We start from the raw sequence: 18,939 nt of genomic DNA, 5'->3' as shown, positions 1-18,939 counted from the left end.
TTGTGATATTTTATATTCAGTAAGAAAATTCCAAATATTGATTATTTTAGAGGAGGAAAAGTTCATTGATTAAACGTAGCTTGTCCATTCTAGCAATCTTTCTATTAGTATTTACTGCAAGCGTTTCCGCAGCCAAGCTCCCGAATGCTCCGAGCGGCTCTGGCGAAGGGAAGAAGAATCAGCAGAGCATCCTCAAGCTGCAGAAAGATGGCATGGGAAAGAATTATAAAAGTGACGAAAAAGTCAGGGTGATCGTTGAAATGAAGGAAGCGCCCGCTATAGATATAGCTTCCAAGGAAGGCAAGCTATTCAAACAGTTATCGAAAAGCAAGAAGCAACAATTAAAGTCTGAAAAGCTGGCAAACCAGAAGAAATTGAAAACTAAGGTGAAAGAGAAAAAAATAGCATTCAAGGAACTTGAAAGCTTTACGACAGTAGTCAATGGATTCAGCGGTGAAATAGAGTATGGTGAAATCAAAAAGGTGGAGGCCATGCCGGAAGTTGCTGAAGTACATATAGCGAACGAATACGAACGTCCGGTCGAGAAGCCCGATATGATTTATAGTAAAGAACTGGTCCAAGCCCAGGAAGCTTGGCGGGAATATGGCTATAAAGGGGAAGGGATGGTCATTGGAATCATCGATACCGGAATCGATCCTTCACACCGCGATATGGTCCTCGACGATGAGAATAAGGCAGAGCTGAGTGAAAGTGAAATAAAGGCGATCAAGAAGTCAAGCCACCTATTAGGCAACTACTATACGCCTAAGGTGCCATATGGCTACAATTACATGGATGAAAATGAAGAAATCCTTGATCTTGGTGAGGGGGCCTCGATGCACGGGATGCATGTGGCAGGAACGGCTGGTGCCAATGGAGATGAAGCGCACGGCGGAATAAAAGGGGTTGCCCCTGAAGCTCAGCTGCTTGCTTTGAAGGTCTTCGGTAATGATCCTGCCATGAAGACGACTTGGGGAGATATTTATATCAAGGCCATTGACGATGCCATCATTTTAGGGGCGGATGTACTGAATATGAGCCTTGGCTCGACTGCAGGATTCGTATCCGAGGACGATCCCGAGCAGCAGGCGGTATCGAGAGCTGTAGATAATGGGATAATCATGTCGATCTCGGCTGGGAACTCGGCCCACTTCGGCAACGGATTTGCCAATCCAGCAGCCTCCAACCCCGATATAGGTGTATCAGGTTCACCTGGTCTTGCTTATGACTCGGTCCAAGTGGCATCCGTCGAGAATAACTTTATGGATTTGGATGCGGTTACCTATGATATTGGCGGTCAAGAAGGCAAGTCTCCGTTCATGTCGGCGTCAAGCGTACATCCGAATGCGTTAAAGGAAAAAACGTATGACTTGGTTGCTGCAGGGATTGGGTCGCCAGAGGAGCTTTCGAAAGTGGACGTGAAAGGCAAGTTCGCCCTCATCGAGCGCGGCACGCTTTCTTTTATCGATAAAGCCAAAAATGCCCAGGCAGCAGGTGCTGCAGGCGTAATCATTTATAATAATGCCGACGGTTACATTTCGATGGCGACAGATGCAAGCATCACGATTCCCCAGCTGTTCATGTTGAAATCCGATGGAGCCAAGCTGAAAACGGCCTTAACTGCCGGAGAAAAGGTAAAAGTCAGCTTCAAGGGCGGTAAAATAAAATCGGCAAATCCGGAAGCCGGGAAAATGAGTGCATTCAGCTCATGGGGCGTTGCCCCGAATTTGGACTTCAAACCAGAAATCACTGCTCCGGGCGGGCAAATATACTCGACCTTGAACAATGATGAATACGGGATGATGAGTGGTACCTCGATGGCGGCACCGCATGTTGCCGGCGGCTCTGCCCTTGTTTTAGAAAGGGTGGACAAAGACTTTAAATTAACAGGGCAGGCCCGAACCAATTTGGCTAAGAACCTAATGATGAACACGTCAAGACCAGTGAAGGATCAAGGGGTCGTCAATAAGGCGTTCGGCTGGGATAATCCTTATTCGCCACGCAGGCAGGGCGCCGGGGTCATGCAGCTTCATTCAGCATTGTCCACGCCAGCCATCGTCACAGAGGCTTCCACGAAAGAAGCGAAGGTAGCCATGAAAGAGGTCGGCAATACATTCGCCTTTAGCTTGAAGGTAGAGAATTTCAGCAACAAAGCAGTCAAATATGATGTAAAAGGAAATCTCCAAACGGATTATAGCATCCAGGGTCAACTCGGCTATTCCGCTCATCAATTGGAGGCACAGGAAATAAAGGACGCTTCAATCAAAATCAATAATAAAGATACGAACAAGATAACCGTACCAGCAAAAAAATCGGTTACATTCGAAGTGAAAGTCGACATATCCAAAGCAAAAGTGCTTGGCGATGATCTTAAGACGCTTGTCGACATCAACAAGGTCTTTCCGAATGGATACTTTGCGGAAGGATTCGTTACTTTAAAGGATCCAGCCGACATCAATCCGGAGCTGCATGTGCCGTACGTAGGGTTCAAGGGAGAGTGGGATAAGGCACCGATCCTTGATGGAACCAAATACGACAAAGAGTCTTTCTATGGCGCGGCAGGGGCAGCAACGACAGTAGGTAAAGATTTCGATTACCTTGGCTACGACCCTGCATCAGATACATTCAACAGCAAACGGATTGCAATTTCCCCAAATGGTGATGGTGCAAAGGATGACTTCGTGCCGATTCTATCATTCTTGAGGAATGCAAAAAAGGTAGAATACACTATATTGAATGGTGAAAACAAACAGGTACGTAAACTTCGCACGGAGAATAATGTACGCAAGAACTATTACGATGGCGGGGAAGGCACTGCTTATACGCTTGATTCAGCACGGAAATGGGATGGGAAGGTCAATAATGCCTCCGCAAAAGATGGTGTCTATTATTTTGAAATCAAAGCGATGATAGATTACGAAGGTGCACAATGGCAGACATTTAAAATGCCGGTCAGAATCGATACGGTAAAGCCGACGGTCAGAATTTCGAAAAGCGGTAATGTATTGACGATCCAAGGTAAAGATAATCTGAATGGTTCGGGAATTGCTTATTATGATGTACAGATCGATGGAAAATCAATCGTGGAAAAGGAGCTTCCGGCGACTTCGAAACAATTCACCCTGCCTGATGTAAGAGGGGAAAAGGTACAGGTGGTGGCGATTGACAATGCAGGCAATGAAAAAGTGGCTGAAACGGAATTAGCCAAGGATACGGCGCCAATCGATAATTATGCACCGGCTGTGAAAATTAAAAGTCCTGAAACCTTGAGCGTGAGCAATAAAAGTAAAATCAACATAACGGGAGAAATCGAGGAAGCATCGAAAATCAAGGAATTTAAGATTGATAATCAATCGGTCCCTGTAACGTATAACAAAACGACTAAAAAGTATGAATTCTCTTATGATAAGAAGTATGCAGATGGCGTTCAAAGCATGACGGTCAAAGCCACAGACAATTGGGATAACACGGTTTCGTTTAAAAAGGTGATCATGGTTGATACGACAAAACCGGGCTTGAAGGTTAAAGGCGTACCGGCAACTGTAGGAGCAAAAGCGAAAAATCCGAAGGTGGACGTGACGGTCGAGGATAATTTCGATGAAATCCGCCTTTACTTGAACGGAAATGAAGTTTTCTATAATGAGTTCAAGGAACCATACAAAATGAGAGCTTTTAAGAAAGAGATAAAGAAATTGGAACTGCCGCTCAAATCAGGCAACAACAAGATTGAATTTAAAGTGACCGATCTTGCTGGCAACGAATCGAAGAAGGAATACAACATAGTGAAAGCTAAGAAATAGTCCAAAAGGCCATACTGTGGACAAACTCGGGTAATGATGGAGTTTGTCTACAGTTTTTTTTGGTTTTGATTCTTGACCCTTGCATTCCAATCTGCTCGAAATCACTGCCTATAGTTTGGTCGAATTGTACATTCACAGTGAACATCTAAACTCGCGAGTAAAAGTGCCGAATTGGCGAGTAAAGTCGCTAAATTGGCGAGTAAAAGTGCCGAATTGGCGAGTAAAGTAACTAAATTGGCGAGTAACGCCCCGAAATGGTGAAAGGAAGCAGTGGTAATGCGGGGAACTCAGGCCGAATTTGAGGATAACGCAAGTAATCGACGAGAAACGGCCCTAATGGGCGCTTAAAAATAGCAATCTTCAAGAAAACCCGCCACAAATTCGATGCAAGGTCTAAATTCGCGAGTAAAAGCACGAAATTCGCGAGTAAAGTCGCTAAATTGGCGAGTAAAAGTGCCGAACTGGCGAGTAAAGTCGCTAAATTACGAGTAACGCCCCGAAATGGTGAAAGGAAGCAGTGATGATGCCGGGAACTCAGGCCGAATTTGAGGATAACGCAAGTAATCGACGAGAAACGGCCCTAATGGGCGCTTAAAAATAGCAATCTTCAAGAAAACCCGCCACAAATTCAATGCAAGGTATAAATTCGCGAGTAAAAGCACGAAATTCGCGAGTAAAGTCGCTAAATTGGCGAGTAAAAGTGCCGAACTGGCGAGTAAAGTCGCTAAATTGACGAGTAACGCCCCGAAATGGTGAAAGGAAGCAGTGATGATGTCGGGAACCCAGGCCGAATTTGAGGATAACGCAAGTAATCGACGAGAAACGGCCCTAATGGGCGCTTAAAAATAGCAATCTTCAAGAAAACCCGCTACAAATCCATGTAAAGCCTAAACTCGTAAGGGCGTTCCGTTAGCCTCATCGGCTTGTGCCTGCGGTGTCTTCCCTTGACCGCGTTTCCCGCAGGATTCTTGCTCCCTTCGTTCCATAGCTAACAGACTTTTTGGCTTACTATAACAGATGTATGGAGCAGTTTTTAAAAACGTTTATTGGGTTAAATGAAAAAAATTATAATTTAGCAGGTAATTTGGGCGGTAGAAAAGAATTAGGTATAAAGAATCAAAATAAGGAGGGTGTTTATGAATTATAAGAAAGACTCGAGCAATAAGGAGGATGTTCGGGGAATTACAGTGAAGCTTGAAGGAAGGGAAAGCAGTTCGGCTTCCTTGGCAAAACCAGGATTTTTTGATGCGCTCCAACATGTCAGTTCTCCCTTTGAAAACAAGCCCCCCATGGATCCAACTTATCAACATTACCCACTGTGCCAGTTAGTGACCCTTTCTTTCCTGGAAAAGGGTGCCAGAACATCGATTCAATATGACCCGCATAAAGAAATGATTACGATCGAAGAGATTCCGGAAGAACACCAGCTAAATAAAGGCAGTGCACTTACTGCAATTCTGGAGCATATCATGATCGATCATGGGGATCATCATTCCTTTTTCATCAACAATTTGAGTGAGAAGAAAAGTGAAAGGGTGAGCCGATTTTAAAGCGTAGTAAGAAGGGGCTGCCGAGGCAGCCTTTTTCTTGGTCGGTTGGCGAATTTGAAGCCACAAGTTGTGTCGATGCCGTTAAATCAATCGCCTGATGATTTTCGATAGGGTTCGAATTCCGTAATCCAGTTGTTCTTCAGAGGCATATGAGTACGAGAGCCTTATATGCGTATGGTTATTTGGTTCATATATGTAACCGGGATTGATGAGTAGGTGATTTTTTATCGCTAGCTTGAAAAGGGTTGGATTTACAATTGGTTTGCATATTTCTACCCATATATAAAAACCGCCTTGAGGTGTTTGCCATTTGGAAATTCCTTCAAAATATTGCTTGAGAAGAGCCAATGTAAAATCCCTGCGTGCCATCAATTCACGCCGCAGCCATTCTAAATGATGGGAATAATGGCCATTGGAGAGCCATGTGGCTACAAGTTGCTGCGAAAGTGCACTTGAGCCGTAGTCCATCTGCATTTTAATATCCGATAACCGTTCAATTACTGGCATCGGTCCAGCGATCCATCCGATGCGCAATCCTGGGCTCAAAGTTTTCGACATACTGCCGATGTGCAAAACCAGGCCATCTGTATCAAAGGATTTTAAGGGTGGCGGCGGTTCATGTTCAAACCATAAATCACGATAAACGTCATCTTCAATAATGGGAATTTGTTCGTTTTTGCATATGGATAGAAGGTCCAGCCTTTCTTCCTTTGTCCATGTTGCGTTGGTTGGGTTGTTAAACGTTGGAACCGTATAGAAAAGTGACGCTTTCTGCTTCCCATTGATCCGCTTTATTTGTCTCCGGATATTGTCCCTGCCTTGTTTTGATAGGCCGGCCAAATGCATGCCAGCAGATTGAAAGGGGTGAACCGAATTCAAATAAGAAGGTGACTCATGTAAAATCAATGATCCTTTTGGAAGCAGGCCAACTGCAATCAATTGGAGTGCCTGCAGCCCTCCGGAGACGATCATGAGCGAGCTCGGACTTACGGTCACGCCTTTTTCCTTTAAATGATCACTAATGCTTTGCCGCAGCCTTTTATCGCCCTTGGGCTCGGAGTATCCTAATGAGAATGCATCAAAGGCGGTGGATTGCAGCGTCTGCTCGATTTTTGTTACGGGCAAAAGTGATGGGGAAAGCTCACCAGTGCCCAATCTGATCATGGAGGTGTCCGCTTCATGGAGATTGATGTCTTGAATCGTCTGTAAATTAGGTTCATGCAGGCCGTTGCGCACATAGTTGCTCCAGTCGGGCTGCTTTCTTGCTGCTAACACGTTCCAGGTGTTATTGGATACGAACGTGCCGGATCCTGACTTCGTATCCAATAGTCCGTCTGCCATCAGCTCATCGATGGCCGATATGATCGTACTGCGGTTTACGCCAAAAGTTCCGGCCAATGAGCGTTGCGACGGAAGCTTGGTCGCCACTGGCCATTCGCCCCTTGTAATTTGTTGTTTCATCCAATCCACTATTTGCTGGTGAAGGGATATGCTTATTTTCCGGTTTGGTCTCCATTCGATAACGATGCAAAACTCACTCCTTTCCTGTCGGTTCGGCATTAATTGGTTGGGTGGAAGCTCTCCTAAATGGATGGTCAATTCCCTTGTTTTTTTCATTATACTGAAATTGAAGGAGGAAGGTATTCGAATGGGACCATTTTTTCATGGGTTATTATTGGCATTGGGCCTGATCCTGCCATTAGGAGCGCAAAATGTATTTATTTTCAATCAAGGGGCAATCCAGCCGACCATAAAAAAAGCATTGCCTGCCACGATTACAGCTGCCCTATGTGATACATTACTCATATTGTTGGCCATTATGGGCGTTTCGTTGCTTGTCGTGCAATATGACTGGCTCCGTCTGACCTTAATCATTATTGGAGTCCTATTCCTGCTGTATATGGGATTCCAGATTTGGTCTTCCGCTGCCGATCCACAGGCAGATAATCAATCAAAGCAAATGCCTGCGAAAAAACAAATTGCCTTCGCTTTATCGGTATCATTGCTGAATCCACACGCAATCTTGGATACGATCGGTGTCATCGGTTCGAGCTCGCTTGTTTATTCAGGAACGGATAAAATGATATTCACGGCAACCTGCATCGCGGTGTCATGGTGCTGGTTCCATGGACTATGTTTTGCAGGGAGACTGCTGAAAAAGTTGGATTCATCCGGAACGTTCCTAGGGTTGTTAAATAAAATTTCCGCCATCGTCATCTGGATTACGGCTCTCTATATGATACGTTCGGTTTTTTGAATCACTGGCACTAATAAGCGGATGGTACGGTCAACGTAAACGAAAAAGGGGAATGCCGGTAGTATCGGCATTCTCCCTTTTCGTTAGCAGATCGATCTTGATCCTATTGAAGAGCGACCAGATCCTTGATTTCCTCTGTGGAAAGTTCGGTGATCCAGTTGTCACTGCTGATGATTTCGTCGTTCAATGCTTGTTTTTTATCGAGCATTTGATCGATTTTTTCTTCCAGTGTCCCTGTACAGATTAACTTATGAACATGAACGAACCGCTGCTGTCCAATTCGGTAAGCACGGTCCGTCGCCTGATTCTCGACAGCCGGATTCCACCAACGGTCATAATGGATCACGTGGTTTGCTTCCGTAAGGTTAAGGCCAGTGCCGCCGGCTTTTAATGAAAGGATGAAGATGGGAAATTCGCCATCTTGGAAGCGTGTAATCATTTCGTCGCGCTGCTTCTTGTTCGCACTTCCGTTCAGGAATGGAACTTCGATGTTATACCGTTTCTCCAGCAATTCTTTCATCATGTTGCCCATCCCGATATATTGAGTGAAAATGAGGCAGCTTTCTTCCTGTTCGCGGACGGCATCAACAAGCTCGGTAAGCTTCTCGAGCTTACCGGATCGATTTGCCGCCTTCATGATGTTTTCCTTATCAAGCTCTTTTAAATAAAGCGCTGGGTGATTGCAAAGCTGCTTCAGCTTATTCAGCATCTGCAAGATGATGCCTTTTCGTTCAAAGGCTGACAGCTGTTCAATATCAGTGAAGGTATCCTTGATCAGCTGTTCATACAATGATGCTTGCTCGGTGGTAAGCGGAACGAATTCCTTCTGCTCCTGCTTATCGGGAAGATTAAGTGCGACATCTTTATCCCGTTTTGTCCGGCGAAGCAGGAACGGCTGGATTAAACGCTGCAATTCCTTGATTTTATCTTTTTGGTCATCCCGTTCGATCGTGGCCACATATTTTTCCTGAAATTGGCCGAGCGTTCCAAGATATCCTTTGTTAATGAAGTCAAAAATCGCCCAAAGCTCACTTAAGCGGTTTTCCATTGGTGTACCCGATAAGGCGATATGGTGCCGCCCATTGAGCTTGCGGACTGCCTTGGATTGCTTGGTTTGGGCATTCTTGATGTTTTGCGCTTCGTCCAGGATGACGCTGCTCCATTGGATCGAGGTTAGCTCAGGGATATCTTGATGCGTCAGGCCGTATGATGTCAGCACAATATCGTGCTGTGCGGCTTTTTTTGCAAATGCCTCACCCTTCGATCGATTCGATCCGTAATGAAGGTGGACTTTAAGTGTCGGTGCAAATTTTTCCAATTCCTTCTGCCAGTTGCCAAGGACCGACGTAGGGCAGACGATGAGCGCAGATTGCACGGAAACAGGTTCAGGAGTAGAAGCAATGATATCTTCAGCGTCACTGACCCCTGCGCCAACTTCCTCTTCGACGATGATCGTTTCACGCTTTTGTTCGCCGCTGGATGCTGCGGGCAGCTCGTTACCTGCGCCTTCCTTGTTTTTAACATGAAGCAGGTAGGCAATCATCTGCACCGTTTTCCCCAGCCCCATATCGTCTGCAAGGCAAGCGCCAAAACCGTGCTCCCTCAAGAAAAGCAGCCAGCTCATGCCCAGCTTTTGATAGGGACGCAGGTCGCCCTGAAGTTCATCGGGGACGGGAAGGACGGATATGTTTTTGGTTTCCCTGAGCCTTCCGACCATCTTACGGAGCTCCTGGTTCAGCTCGAATTGAATGCGGAGCATATCCTCATTTTCCGAGTCGATCACTCCATCTTCATTTTCGCCATTCAATAACTCCTGCTGCAGCAAGTCTGACAGCTGTATCCCTTTTTCATTGGCTGTTTCCATCAATACCTGTATTTGCTTTATGAAAGCCGGATCAAGCTTGACCCATTGACCGCGGATGAAGACAAGCCGTCTTTTTTGGTCGACGAGCTCCGCGAACTCCGCCTCGGTGAGCTCCTTGCCATTTAATGAGAAGCGCCAATCAAAATCCATTAAAGCTTTCAGCCCTACATAGGAAGGGCCGCGGTTGGATTGGCTCTTTACTTTCGCCTTCACCTTCAGGGAGGATTCCTTCAGGGCAAGCCACCAGGAGGGAAGGAGGATTTCGACGCCAAGGAACAGAAGCTTTTCACTAGCATCGGTCAAGAACTCCCATGCGTCCGTTTCCGATATCTCCCTTTTCAGACGGCCATTCTCTCCAAGCCAGGGCACGATGAGCTGCCAGCGTTTCGTGGCCCGTACCACATCGCTGGCATACTTGTTCCAGCCGCGCGGCAGTTTTTTCCCGGTATAGGTTTCAACGATCGTTTCATCCCTCTTGGATCGAAGGGTGACGTCGAGTACCCAGGGCCCATTGCCGTCAGGAGGCTCCGTTAACCGGAGGCCAATGGTGAAGGGCTTCGGATCGGGCTTTGCCCCTAACCATTCCTGCCAGCTCTCTTTATCAAAAAATGCCTGTAGTTCTTCAGGTGATAATCTTGAATCCTTTAATGCGCCAACAGCCTCGCTCCACTTATGGTGCATGGGTGAATAATTCTTTAAGTACATGTTAGCGGCACCGTTATACCACTTTTCGATGAATGTCCGATTCGTTTCGGCCTCTGGAGCGGGGAGGTCTAACACGATGCTTTCCTCCCAAAATGAAGGGACGAATTCCTCCTCGACTTCTTCGGGAAGCTTCCAGCCAATGGAGTCCAGCTGCAGATTGGTGAAATCGGGCACTGGGATGCCCGCCTCAATGGATTCATGCAGAACGGGTGCCGCCGCCAGGCAAAGCGACGAGATTTCGGACCATTCCCATTCTATGAAGGAGTTGAAACTCTCCTTCGCAAAAAAATTGAGAAGTCCCCACGCATCCAGAATGAATACAGGATTGCCATCGATCGTATCCGTAGTCATTTTCGTCCCATAAAAGCTTGCGTCATCCCAATTGAAGAGCAGCCTGCGTATATGATTCGTGTTGAGGAAGGCATTATCCTCATTGACGGCACCTAGGGCATAGGACCCGTTTTCGAGAGCCGCTATTTTGATTTTTAATTTTCCTGGATTAAACATCGATAAGCTTACCCCTTTTTAATTCTTCTTGGAAAGCGCGAAGCCGTTTGGTTGAATCGGCTACATATAAGATATAGCGTTCGAAGCTGTCTTCCTTTTTCGTCTTTTTATAGATGGTGCGCATCTTTTTTAAATAACGGACGGCTTGCTTATAGGCGGGCCTGTTTTTTAACGAAACCTTTTCCTGTACTGCATGATAGTAAAGGGGCAGGATTAGCTCTGGTTCTTTAGAAACAACTTCCTTGATGGACTCACTGCTGATTAAGTCAATGCTGATTTCAGAGTAAATATGCATCTCCACCCATTTTTTGTATTGTCCTTGTTCGAAAAGGAAATTTGCATAGTTCCAATAGCTGTGCGGAAGGGTAGCTCTGTAAAACTTCTCGAGTAAATCCGTTCGTTTCAATTTAAAGCAGCAACTGCTGACCAAAGTCGTAAAGGTCCTCACGAAATCCACCCGCTGATAATAATCGGATAATTCTGCGAGGAACTCCTGGACATTCGCAATGATGAATTCGATGAAAGGAATGCTGCGTGACCGATCTGATTCAGCCAGGAGATTCAGCCAGTAGAAAATGTATGGACAGGCATCCTTCTTCAATTCATGGAGAAGCCCGATTGCCTGGCTGTCCTGGTTCTCCAGAAGTGATAGATGAATGGCTGCAAGTGTGTAGGACGTCCTCTCAGTCGTACCCATGTATTTGTCCGGAATATCTGCCTTGATTCGTTCAAGCTCTTCTCTGCGCCATGAAGAGTTGGAGAATAAGTAACTCCAAATTTCTCTGTAGAGATCGATTTTTTCATATTCAAGACCGAATCCGCCGTCCAGCAGCTTAGCTACATCTTCCTTGATGCTGAAAACGAAGGGGTCAAAGGCAAAGGGTCTCGCTTGCCGGCTAAGGGGCTGCACTGTTTCATGCAATTCCTCAGCCAGGTCGACAGCAAGTGCATAAAAGACCCTGATCGTCTGGGTCTGGCTTTTGTGCAGCTGAATCATTCTCAGTGTCAGCTGCAGTGTGCAAAATTTCGTTACGAACTGGTAGAGCAGTTTCCACTCCCTTTCCATCGGAGCTTTGGAACTAAGGCGCTTGAAGTAAGTTTGTATATGGTTTTCAATCATATAGTTCGGCTCGCCGATATGGGGTTCAACATGGTCCGAAAAGGTGACTTCCACGAATCGCTTCCATGATGGATAGCTTTTATCTAAAATGATTGAATTTTCCTCTGCTTGTTTCAGTAATTCACTTGCACGTTTAACTTGCTGCAGCGCCTGGGAGGCCGATTCCATCTTAGGTGCTTTCCATTCGGCCAGCCAGTCGGAAACACTAGCGTGTTCGGAGTACGCTGAAAAGAAAACGGCCAATTGATGCCGGCAAATGAACCTTGACTCACATGTGCAGCTGCCCTCTTGAGGGAAGATGAGGTTCAGCCTGGCCTTATGGCGCGTTACGTCCTGTACCTCGGCCGCTATCGTATCTGCCACTTCTTCTTTAATTTCAACAAGCCCCTGACGGTATAAATGGAGCCCTTGATTCACCACGTCCGAATCATCTGGATTCCCGGCCTCCAAAAACTCCGCCAGCCGCTCCCCAACTAACAACAACTCCCGCTCCATACTCTCCTCCTTCAGGGTCTACCCCTGTTTACCAACATTATATTTTTGCCTGATCATGAATGATCAGTGCCGTAACAATCGTATTATATTGATGCGTTTGCATGAGTTTAGGCTGCCTATTTCACGGCACTCTCTTTCCGGATTATTCCATAAGGATGTACAAATCATTCACATCGGCACTCCGAATTTTCATTTAACTCCCGTAGAAGTCAATATCGTCAAAAATGCCCTTGAATATAAGTTATCTGATCGATGGATTTCATGGTTGCGAAAGGCCTGGATCATCCTGCCTCCCCTCAGTGAAACATGAGGCAGGGGAGGGAGTGATCCTTTTTAATAGGTCGATTTTTGAAGCATCTCTTTATTATACTTCATTTTGGCGTGAAATTTGAAGCTGATGAGCGAGAGTCGATCATGAATTGAGGGGAAAGAGCCACTCCCGCGGGGAATGGCTCTAGAATAAAAAAATCAGTTTATTTTCATTTCATTTTTCCAGTTTTCCAGCTTTTTGTTGATGAAGGTGACAAAAGCATGATTTTTTTGCAACGAGAAGAGAAAGGCTGACTTTTCCAAGTACTCTTTTGCTTCTTTAAAATTTCCTACCAGTTCAAGATTGTAGCCTAAATGGTAATGCAAATCGGCCAAGGCATATAATTGATCATGTTCAAGGCACCATTTTATGGATTCCTGGCAGCAGGCAATCGACTCTTCATGGCGTCCAAGCCGCGTTAATACCCTGCCGAAATTATAGGAAAGGCGGGTCTTCAGCGTTTTATCTGTCAGGAATGGGATTGCCTTCAAGTGGTCCAAAGCTTTCTTTAGCAAGGTGAATGCATTCTCATACTGTTCCTCGGCCACATACATGACACCGAGGCTGCTTAAAATTTCAAGCTCGCGTTCCGAATAAATTTTTTCCGTAGTATGGGTGATGGCAATGGCCCTGTAAATAAATTCAATGGCCTTTTCTAAATCTTTATTTTTTTCGTATTCGTAGATCCCTTTGTGCCAAAGAATCAATTGGTGATTCTTTTTATTCTGCAGGAATAGGGGACTGTTTTCCTCGGCTTTTACGATTTGCTGCATTTCCTCATAATTCCGCGTCCGTCTGGCTATCTTTAATTGATAGATCACTTCTTCCACGTAATCCAGCCTAGGTGTCATCCCGATATCGAAAAAGTAGTTTACATCAACGCCTAGGCGTTGAGAAATCAGGTAAAGAGTGGACGCATATGGATAGACATCGCCTTTTTCAATCTTGCTGATCTGTGCTTGTGTACAAATACCGGATGCTAGCTCTTCCTGGGAAAGTCCGATTTGTTTACGTAGCTCTTTGATCTTTTGTCCAACTGCAAAAAAATCCATTATGATTCTCCTTAAAATATGCCTAGAGTTATATTTTGTTATGAAAAATCGGTGAAAACTGTATGTACATGCCCTTAACGGTTTAAATAGATTCCTTAGCTAAAATATCTAGTTTAATCAATTGTGGTTAAATATAACTATAGAATTTATTTCTATTTTAACCAATATTTTTTTAAAAGAAAAGGAGGTTTGACCTATGAAAAAAAGTACTAAAGCATTAGTCGTATCTTTTCTTATCATCGCTGCCATCGTAATCGTACCTACTGAATTGCCAGGCCTTTACGCAGAACTTCCAGGTTTATATAAATAAGAATTGGTGCATTCATTAAGCCCATTAAGCATCTTCTTATGAAGATGTTTTTTTAATTCTCCCGGAGATTATTCTTTTGCGCATATTCCTGTAGTTATAATTATCCATGCCAGGTGGATGTAAGGTCCATTTGGAGGGTGTAAAAGAAACGGGAGCGTAGTTTGGAACACCTATTTCCCTTTATGGGTTTTGTTATAGTGTATATAACAAAACGGAGAGAGGTGTAAGGTTAATGATAGATATTAATATGAAAGTTCAACCCTCTTTTTACGATGATGAATGTGCCATTGTGTTTTCTTTTTATTTTGATGAGGCGACCAGGAAAATTGGTGAGGCTGTAGTGTACACTTGCGAAGAATCAAAAGAAGAAGAATGCAACCAAGATCATATAGATACGGATGTACAGGGAAAAATCGCTTATATTAAAGAATTTTCGATTGTAGATGAATATCAGGCAACCTCCATGAAGAAAATACAACATTTTTTGAGTGTAATCGGTATCAAAAAATGTGTGAAGCACAGCCTGAAGGGAACTGAAATAGCCTTTTAACCGCAAAAACTCATGACCGTTCAGTGTGTCATGAGTTTTTACCATTTAAATGAGAGTCGTGCCCATTCATCTTCATTCTTTTGATGAAATCGCTCATTTGTTTTCTTTCAGTCGGCTTAGAATCATTTGCTTTTTTAAAAAATTTGAAGGGTTGCTCATTGTTTTTTGGTTTCATGATGACTCTCCTTTGCTACTATTCATTTACCCCTTACCGTCTATATGAAACATGATTTCAAAGTGGCTGGGCTGTCGATCGAAAAAAATACATGATTATTCCTATAGTTATAAATTCGACCGTCAGTCAATGAATAGGGGGAAGGGTTGTCCGTTAAAGCGTCCGGAAGCCGAAATATGAAGGATTTCCGTGGTTTATCATCTTGGAAATACATGCTAAAATGATCCGAATATCGGATTTTTCATTAGAAACTTCAGTTTCTAGTACCCTAAAGTGAGGAGGGTTGAAGAACCCTTTTCGATGGCCCCCTAGCGTTCGCTTGGGGGATTTTTTTGGTAAGTTGTCCATTTTATTTCTATAATATGTTCCGTTTTGTTTACGTATACTTGGGTAAACATAAGAAACAAGATGAGTGGGGTTTTGAGCACTCCAGGCTAATCGGAGGAATATGATCATGGAAGTGAAGCTAGAAAAAAATGATCCAACGAAGCAAAGTTTCCAGCAATACCTCTTTCCGTTCACTCTTGAAGGGAATAAAATCGAAAAGTTCGTGGGAAAGATGCTGGAAGACAATTTCGTCTTCTTGAACCTGAGAGATATGGAACAGCAAGGCCATTTCTACGGTGAACACAAGATATCACACCGTAACTTGGAAAAGTATTTCATGCCCTACATCGAGCCGATCCTATTTCCAGCACATCTGAAAGAAAAAGAAGGATTGCGCCGTTTTACGAAAAAGCTCGATATTGATTGTACCTTCGTGTCCCCCTTTTTAAATACATCCTTCATTATTGATTCTATTGATATTTTCATATGCCCGTTCCATATCGGCATGATGAATCTGCGTGTTACACTGCCTGAAGGACTTTCATACGATGATGTTCTTTATTTTTCCGATACATTTCGAATACTTGAACCGATTGCTGATGATGAACAGAAGACAAAAGTGGGCTGTAGGAAAAATCAGTATGAACAAGTAAAGGACTTCATTTTCAATGAATTAATGCCGCCGCTGGAGGAATTTATCGATGAACAGCAGACCGATTCCACCTATTTCGGCAGCCTGCCCTTCTTTATCGATGAAAGAATGTATGTCGTCAGTTATATTGTGTTCCCAGATGATCGCGTCATCAGTAAAAATGATTTATTCCGGGCCAGTGAGATGAACGGCTATGACGGTGATGGGGAGCCATACGTCGGCGCATCCAACCCGGCTTATATCGACAAATTTTACAAGGAGCGGGTGTATGACAGGTGGGGGGAAGAGACCTACTACGTGACGAGCATGTATCATTTCGCTTGTGTCACGAAAGCGAAAGGAAAGCTGCAAATACAGCTGGCAAGTGAGATGTACGGCCAAAACTTTTATTCGGTATTGCTTTTCTTTTATTATAAAATTGTGCTGCTGAAGCTGGTTCATGAGCATTCCCAGATAGATATCGAAAAGGATCAATCCAATACGGAGCAACTGATCTTCATGATCACGGAGTTTACTACGAAGTATTTATTCACTGAGGTTAATAGCACGGCGGCAGGCAAGGAGCTTTTCAAAATTACGGACGAAACCTTCAGGATTGCCCCTCTATATAAAGAAGTGAAAGAAACGCTTTCTTACCTTTATCAGAATCAGGATAAACTATCGGGCAAGAGCAGTAATTACCTTTTGCAGATCTTGACGATTTATACGGTCATTTCGGGAATATTCGGGATGAATCTTTATATTGAAGATTGGAAGAAGAAATTGCCGTGGAAAACGTATATGGATTATACCTTATATGAATGGGTAGCCGTATTCGTGACGACAAGCGGCCTTATCATCTCGTCCGTCCTGGGCTTTTTCTTCTTGAAAAAATGGTTGCATGAGAAAAAAAGCCGCAAAAAAAGAATGCTATAGTACATGTCATAGGATCCGCAGACCATTCGGTAATGTTTTTGGTCTGCGGTTTTTTGTTTTAGGTTGAACTGAATTGTGCGCCTTCCGTTCCAAAATCGGCATTTCCCTTCCTGGTAATCGGATGATTTCGACATGAGGAGAGACCTGTCTGTGCCAGTATCGCCATTCAGGACTATTGTTTTAGTAAAAGTATGATAAAGTAGCAAAATGAAGAAATTGGTCATACAAATTCCCCCATTTCCTTTATATTTTGATAAACTATATGTATATCATTCTTACTATGCATTAGGAGGAACTCATGAAGAAATTGGCGTTAGTTTTCAGCTTATTGTTGATGAGCGTACTGTTCTTGGCCGGCTGCTCGGATGGGCCAAGTCCGGAAGAGCGTTTTGCTGCATACACCAAGCTTTGGAATAAACAGGATTTTAAAAAGATGTATGAATACCTGTCACCAGAAACGAAGAAAAAAATCAGCGCAGATGAATTTGCGGAGCGCTATGAAAAAATCTATAAGGGCATAGAGGTCGACCAATTGAAGGTGGATTATAAACAGCCCAAAGAAGAAAAGAAGCATAAAGACGGAGAAGAAGTAAATCTTGCTTATACCGTTGACATGTCGACGCTGGCTGGAGCGGTCAGCTCTGATCATCAAGCGACCCTCATCAAGGAAGGCGAGGGTGACGAGGAGAATTGGTACATCAAGTGGGATGAAAGCTATATTTTCCCCCAGTTGAAAGCTGGTGAAAAGATATCGGTTCAATCATATCCAGCCATTCGCGGGGAAATAGTCGACCGGAATGAGCGGGGACTCGCCATGAATGGAACAGTCTCCGAAGTGGGGATCGTGCCGGAGAAGATGACAAACGAAGCGGAAACGGTCAAAAAGGTGGCTGGAATGCTCAATATGTCCACCGAAGAGCTGGATAAGAAGTTAAAGCAATCTTGGGTGAAGCCAGGTTATTTCGTGCCAATCAAGAAGATGTCGAGTGATAATGCGGCAACTTTGGAAAAGCTATTGGACATTCCCGGGGTATCGGTCAATAATACGGAAGCCAGGATATATCCCTACAAAGAAGCTACGGCACATCTGATCGGATATGTCGGCGAGGCATCTGCCGAAGATTTGGAAAAATTGCAGGGTAAAGGGTATACCGCAAGCGACCTAATTGGCAAGCGCGGGCTTGAGGAGGTTTTGGAAGGACGCTTGAAGGGAAAGCCGGGCGGCAAGATCTTTATCAAAACGGATGCTGGCGAAGAAAAAGTGATTGCTGAGAAGCCCGCCGAAGAGGGAGAAACCATTACATTAACCATCGACGCTGAGCTTCAAAAAGATATCTTCAAGCAATATAAAAACGAAGTTGGCTCGGCAACGGCCCTTGACCCGAAAACGGGCGAAACGCTTGCACTTGTATCAAGTCCTTCATTCGACCCCAATACATATATTTTTGGGATAACAAAGGAGGAGCAAAAAGCGCTGGAGGAAGATCCCGGGAAGCCATTGCTTAATCGCTTCAGTTCGACCTTCGCACCGGGCTCTACGATAAAGGCCCTTACGGCAGCGATCGCCTTGAAAAATGGAGTGAATCCGAATGAGGCGATCAATATCCAAGGAAAAACGTGGGCCAAATCGACATGGAAGGACCATTCCATCACAAGGGTCTCTGACCCGGGTGTTCCGATTGATATGGAGAAAGCGTTAATTTATTCCGATAATATTTATTTTGCCCAGAAGGCATTGGGGCTTGGTAAGGAAAAATTCGACAGCGGACTTAAAGCATTCGGTTTTGATGAACCATTGAACTACGATTATCCAATCAAGGCATCGAGCATCGGTAAACTTGACAGTGAAGGTCGATTGGCTGATGCCGGATATGGTCAGGCGCAGGTCCAAATGAGCACGCTTCATCTGGCTATGACCTACTCGGCCTTCTTAAATGAAGGAAACATCGTCAAGCCGACCTTACTGACAGGAGATAAAAAGGAAAATGAAATTTGGAAGAATAACGTGATTTCTCCCGAGCAGGCCAATACGATCACCAAAATGCTGACTCAGGTAGTGGAACATCCGAAGGGAAGCGGACATGGTATAAATGATCTTGGCATCAAAATCGCAGCCAAAACGGGAACGGCCGAAATCAAGGCTTCCAAAAATTCCGATGGAACGGAAAATGGCTGGTTTGTAGCCATGGACACGGAAGACCCTGAGCTGCTCATGGCCTGGATGGTTGAAGATGTTAAGGGAAGAGGCGGCAGTCATATCGTCGTCGATCAAATGAAGCCCGTTTTGAAGAAGTACTTGAAGTAAACAGAAAAAGGATTCAGGGATATAGGGTGAATACAGCTTATATTT

The 18,939-nt window shown here is 44.5% G+C and carries 11 protein-coding genes and 1 pseudogene; 7 read left to right on the top strand and 5 right to left on the bottom strand.

All coding sequences use genetic code 11. The annotated features are described in order from the left end of the window. Positions 1–65: 65 nt before the first annotated feature. The 3 genes and pseudogenes from QNI08_RS13220 to QNI08_RS13215 all read left to right on the top strand — a co-directional run bounded on the left by QNI08_RS13220 (position 66) and on the right by QNI08_RS13215 (position 5,350). Positions 66–3,800: a S8 family serine peptidase gene (locus tag QNI08_RS13220; protein WP_285767892.1), complete on the top strand. Its 3,735-nt coding sequence runs from the start codon at positions 66–68 to the stop codon at positions 3,798–3,800. Between the two features lie 144 nt (positions 3,801–3,944). Continuing rightward, positions 3,945–4,061, top strand: a pseudogene (locus QNI08_RS22525) (hypothetical protein); the annotation flags it as partial. A gap of 875 nt (positions 4,062–4,936) precedes the next feature. Beyond that, entirely contained in the window at positions 4,937–5,350 is a 414-nt protein-coding gene (locus tag QNI08_RS13215) for a hypothetical protein (RefSeq protein ID WP_285767891.1), read from the top strand. An 81-nt stretch (positions 5,351–5,431) separates the two neighbouring features. Here the strand turns inward: QNI08_RS13215 and QNI08_RS13210 are convergent, their stop codons facing one another. Then, complete coding sequence (locus tag QNI08_RS13210) at positions 5,432–6,910, bottom strand: aminotransferase-like domain-containing protein (RefSeq protein WP_285768113.1); 1,479 nt, start codon at positions 6,908–6,910, stop codon at positions 5,432–5,434. 88 nt (positions 6,911–6,998) lie between these two features. Between QNI08_RS13210 and QNI08_RS13205 the strand changes: the two genes are divergently transcribed. Further along, complete coding sequence (locus tag QNI08_RS13205) at positions 6,999–7,607, top strand: LysE/ArgO family amino acid transporter (protein WP_285767890.1); 609 nt, start codon at positions 6,999–7,001, stop codon at positions 7,605–7,607. A 103-nt stretch (positions 7,608–7,710) separates the two neighbouring features. On the opposite strand, the gene QNI08_RS13200 is transcribed toward QNI08_RS13205, so the two are convergent. From QNI08_RS13200 to QNI08_RS13190, 3 genes are all read right to left on the bottom strand, one after another. Further along, positions 7,711–10,683 carry a DEAD/DEAH box helicase gene (locus QNI08_RS13200; protein ID WP_285767889.1) on the bottom strand — a complete coding sequence of 991 codons (2,973 nt, stop codon included), beginning with the start codon at positions 10,681–10,683 and terminating at the stop codon, positions 7,711–7,713. Further along, complete coding sequence (locus tag QNI08_RS13195; protein WP_285767888.1) at positions 10,676–12,298, bottom strand: SWIM zinc finger family protein; 1,623 nt, start codon at positions 12,296–12,298, stop codon at positions 10,676–10,678. The genes QNI08_RS13200 and QNI08_RS13195 overlap by 8 nt, the downstream gene beginning before the upstream one ends. Positions 12,299–12,766: 468 nt before the next feature. Next, a complete protein-coding gene (locus QNI08_RS13190; protein WP_285767887.1) occupies positions 12,767–13,660 on the bottom strand; it encodes a helix-turn-helix domain-containing protein in 894 nt (297 codons plus the stop codon). A 542-nt stretch (positions 13,661–14,202) separates the two neighbouring features. Between QNI08_RS13190 and QNI08_RS13185 the strand changes: the two genes are divergently transcribed. Further along, positions 14,203–14,520 carry a hypothetical protein gene (locus tag QNI08_RS13185; protein WP_285767886.1) on the top strand — a complete coding sequence of 106 codons (318 nt, stop codon included), beginning with the start codon at positions 14,203–14,205 and terminating at the stop codon, positions 14,518–14,520. Between the two features lie 28 nt (positions 14,521–14,548). Here the strand turns inward: QNI08_RS13185 and QNI08_RS13180 are convergent, their stop codons facing one another. Then, entirely contained in the window at positions 14,549–14,695 is a 147-nt protein-coding gene (locus QNI08_RS13180; protein WP_285767885.1) for a hypothetical protein, read from the bottom strand. Positions 14,696–15,149: 454 nt separating this feature from the next. Between QNI08_RS13180 and QNI08_RS13175 the strand changes: the two genes are divergently transcribed. Both QNI08_RS13175 and QNI08_RS13170 read left to right on the top strand, forming a co-directional pair. Continuing rightward, the gene (locus QNI08_RS13175) at positions 15,150–16,589 is read left to right on the top strand and encodes a hypothetical protein (RefSeq protein WP_285767884.1); all 1,440 of its coding nucleotides are present in this window, start codon (positions 15,150–15,152) and stop codon (positions 16,587–16,589) included. A gap of 298 nt (positions 16,590–16,887) precedes the next feature. Then, a complete protein-coding gene (locus QNI08_RS13170; RefSeq protein ID WP_285767883.1) occupies positions 16,888–18,894 on the top strand; it encodes a penicillin-binding transpeptidase domain-containing protein in 2,007 nt (668 codons plus the stop codon). Positions 18,895–18,939: the final 45 nt, after the last annotated feature.

It is taken from the genome of Peribacillus folii, assembly GCF_030271255.1.
Lineage (GTDB): Bacteria > Bacillota > Bacilli > Bacillales > DSM-1321 > Peribacillus.
The sequence above is the reverse complement of the archived record's forward strand: the minus strand, read 5'-3'. Positions and strand labels throughout refer to the sequence as shown.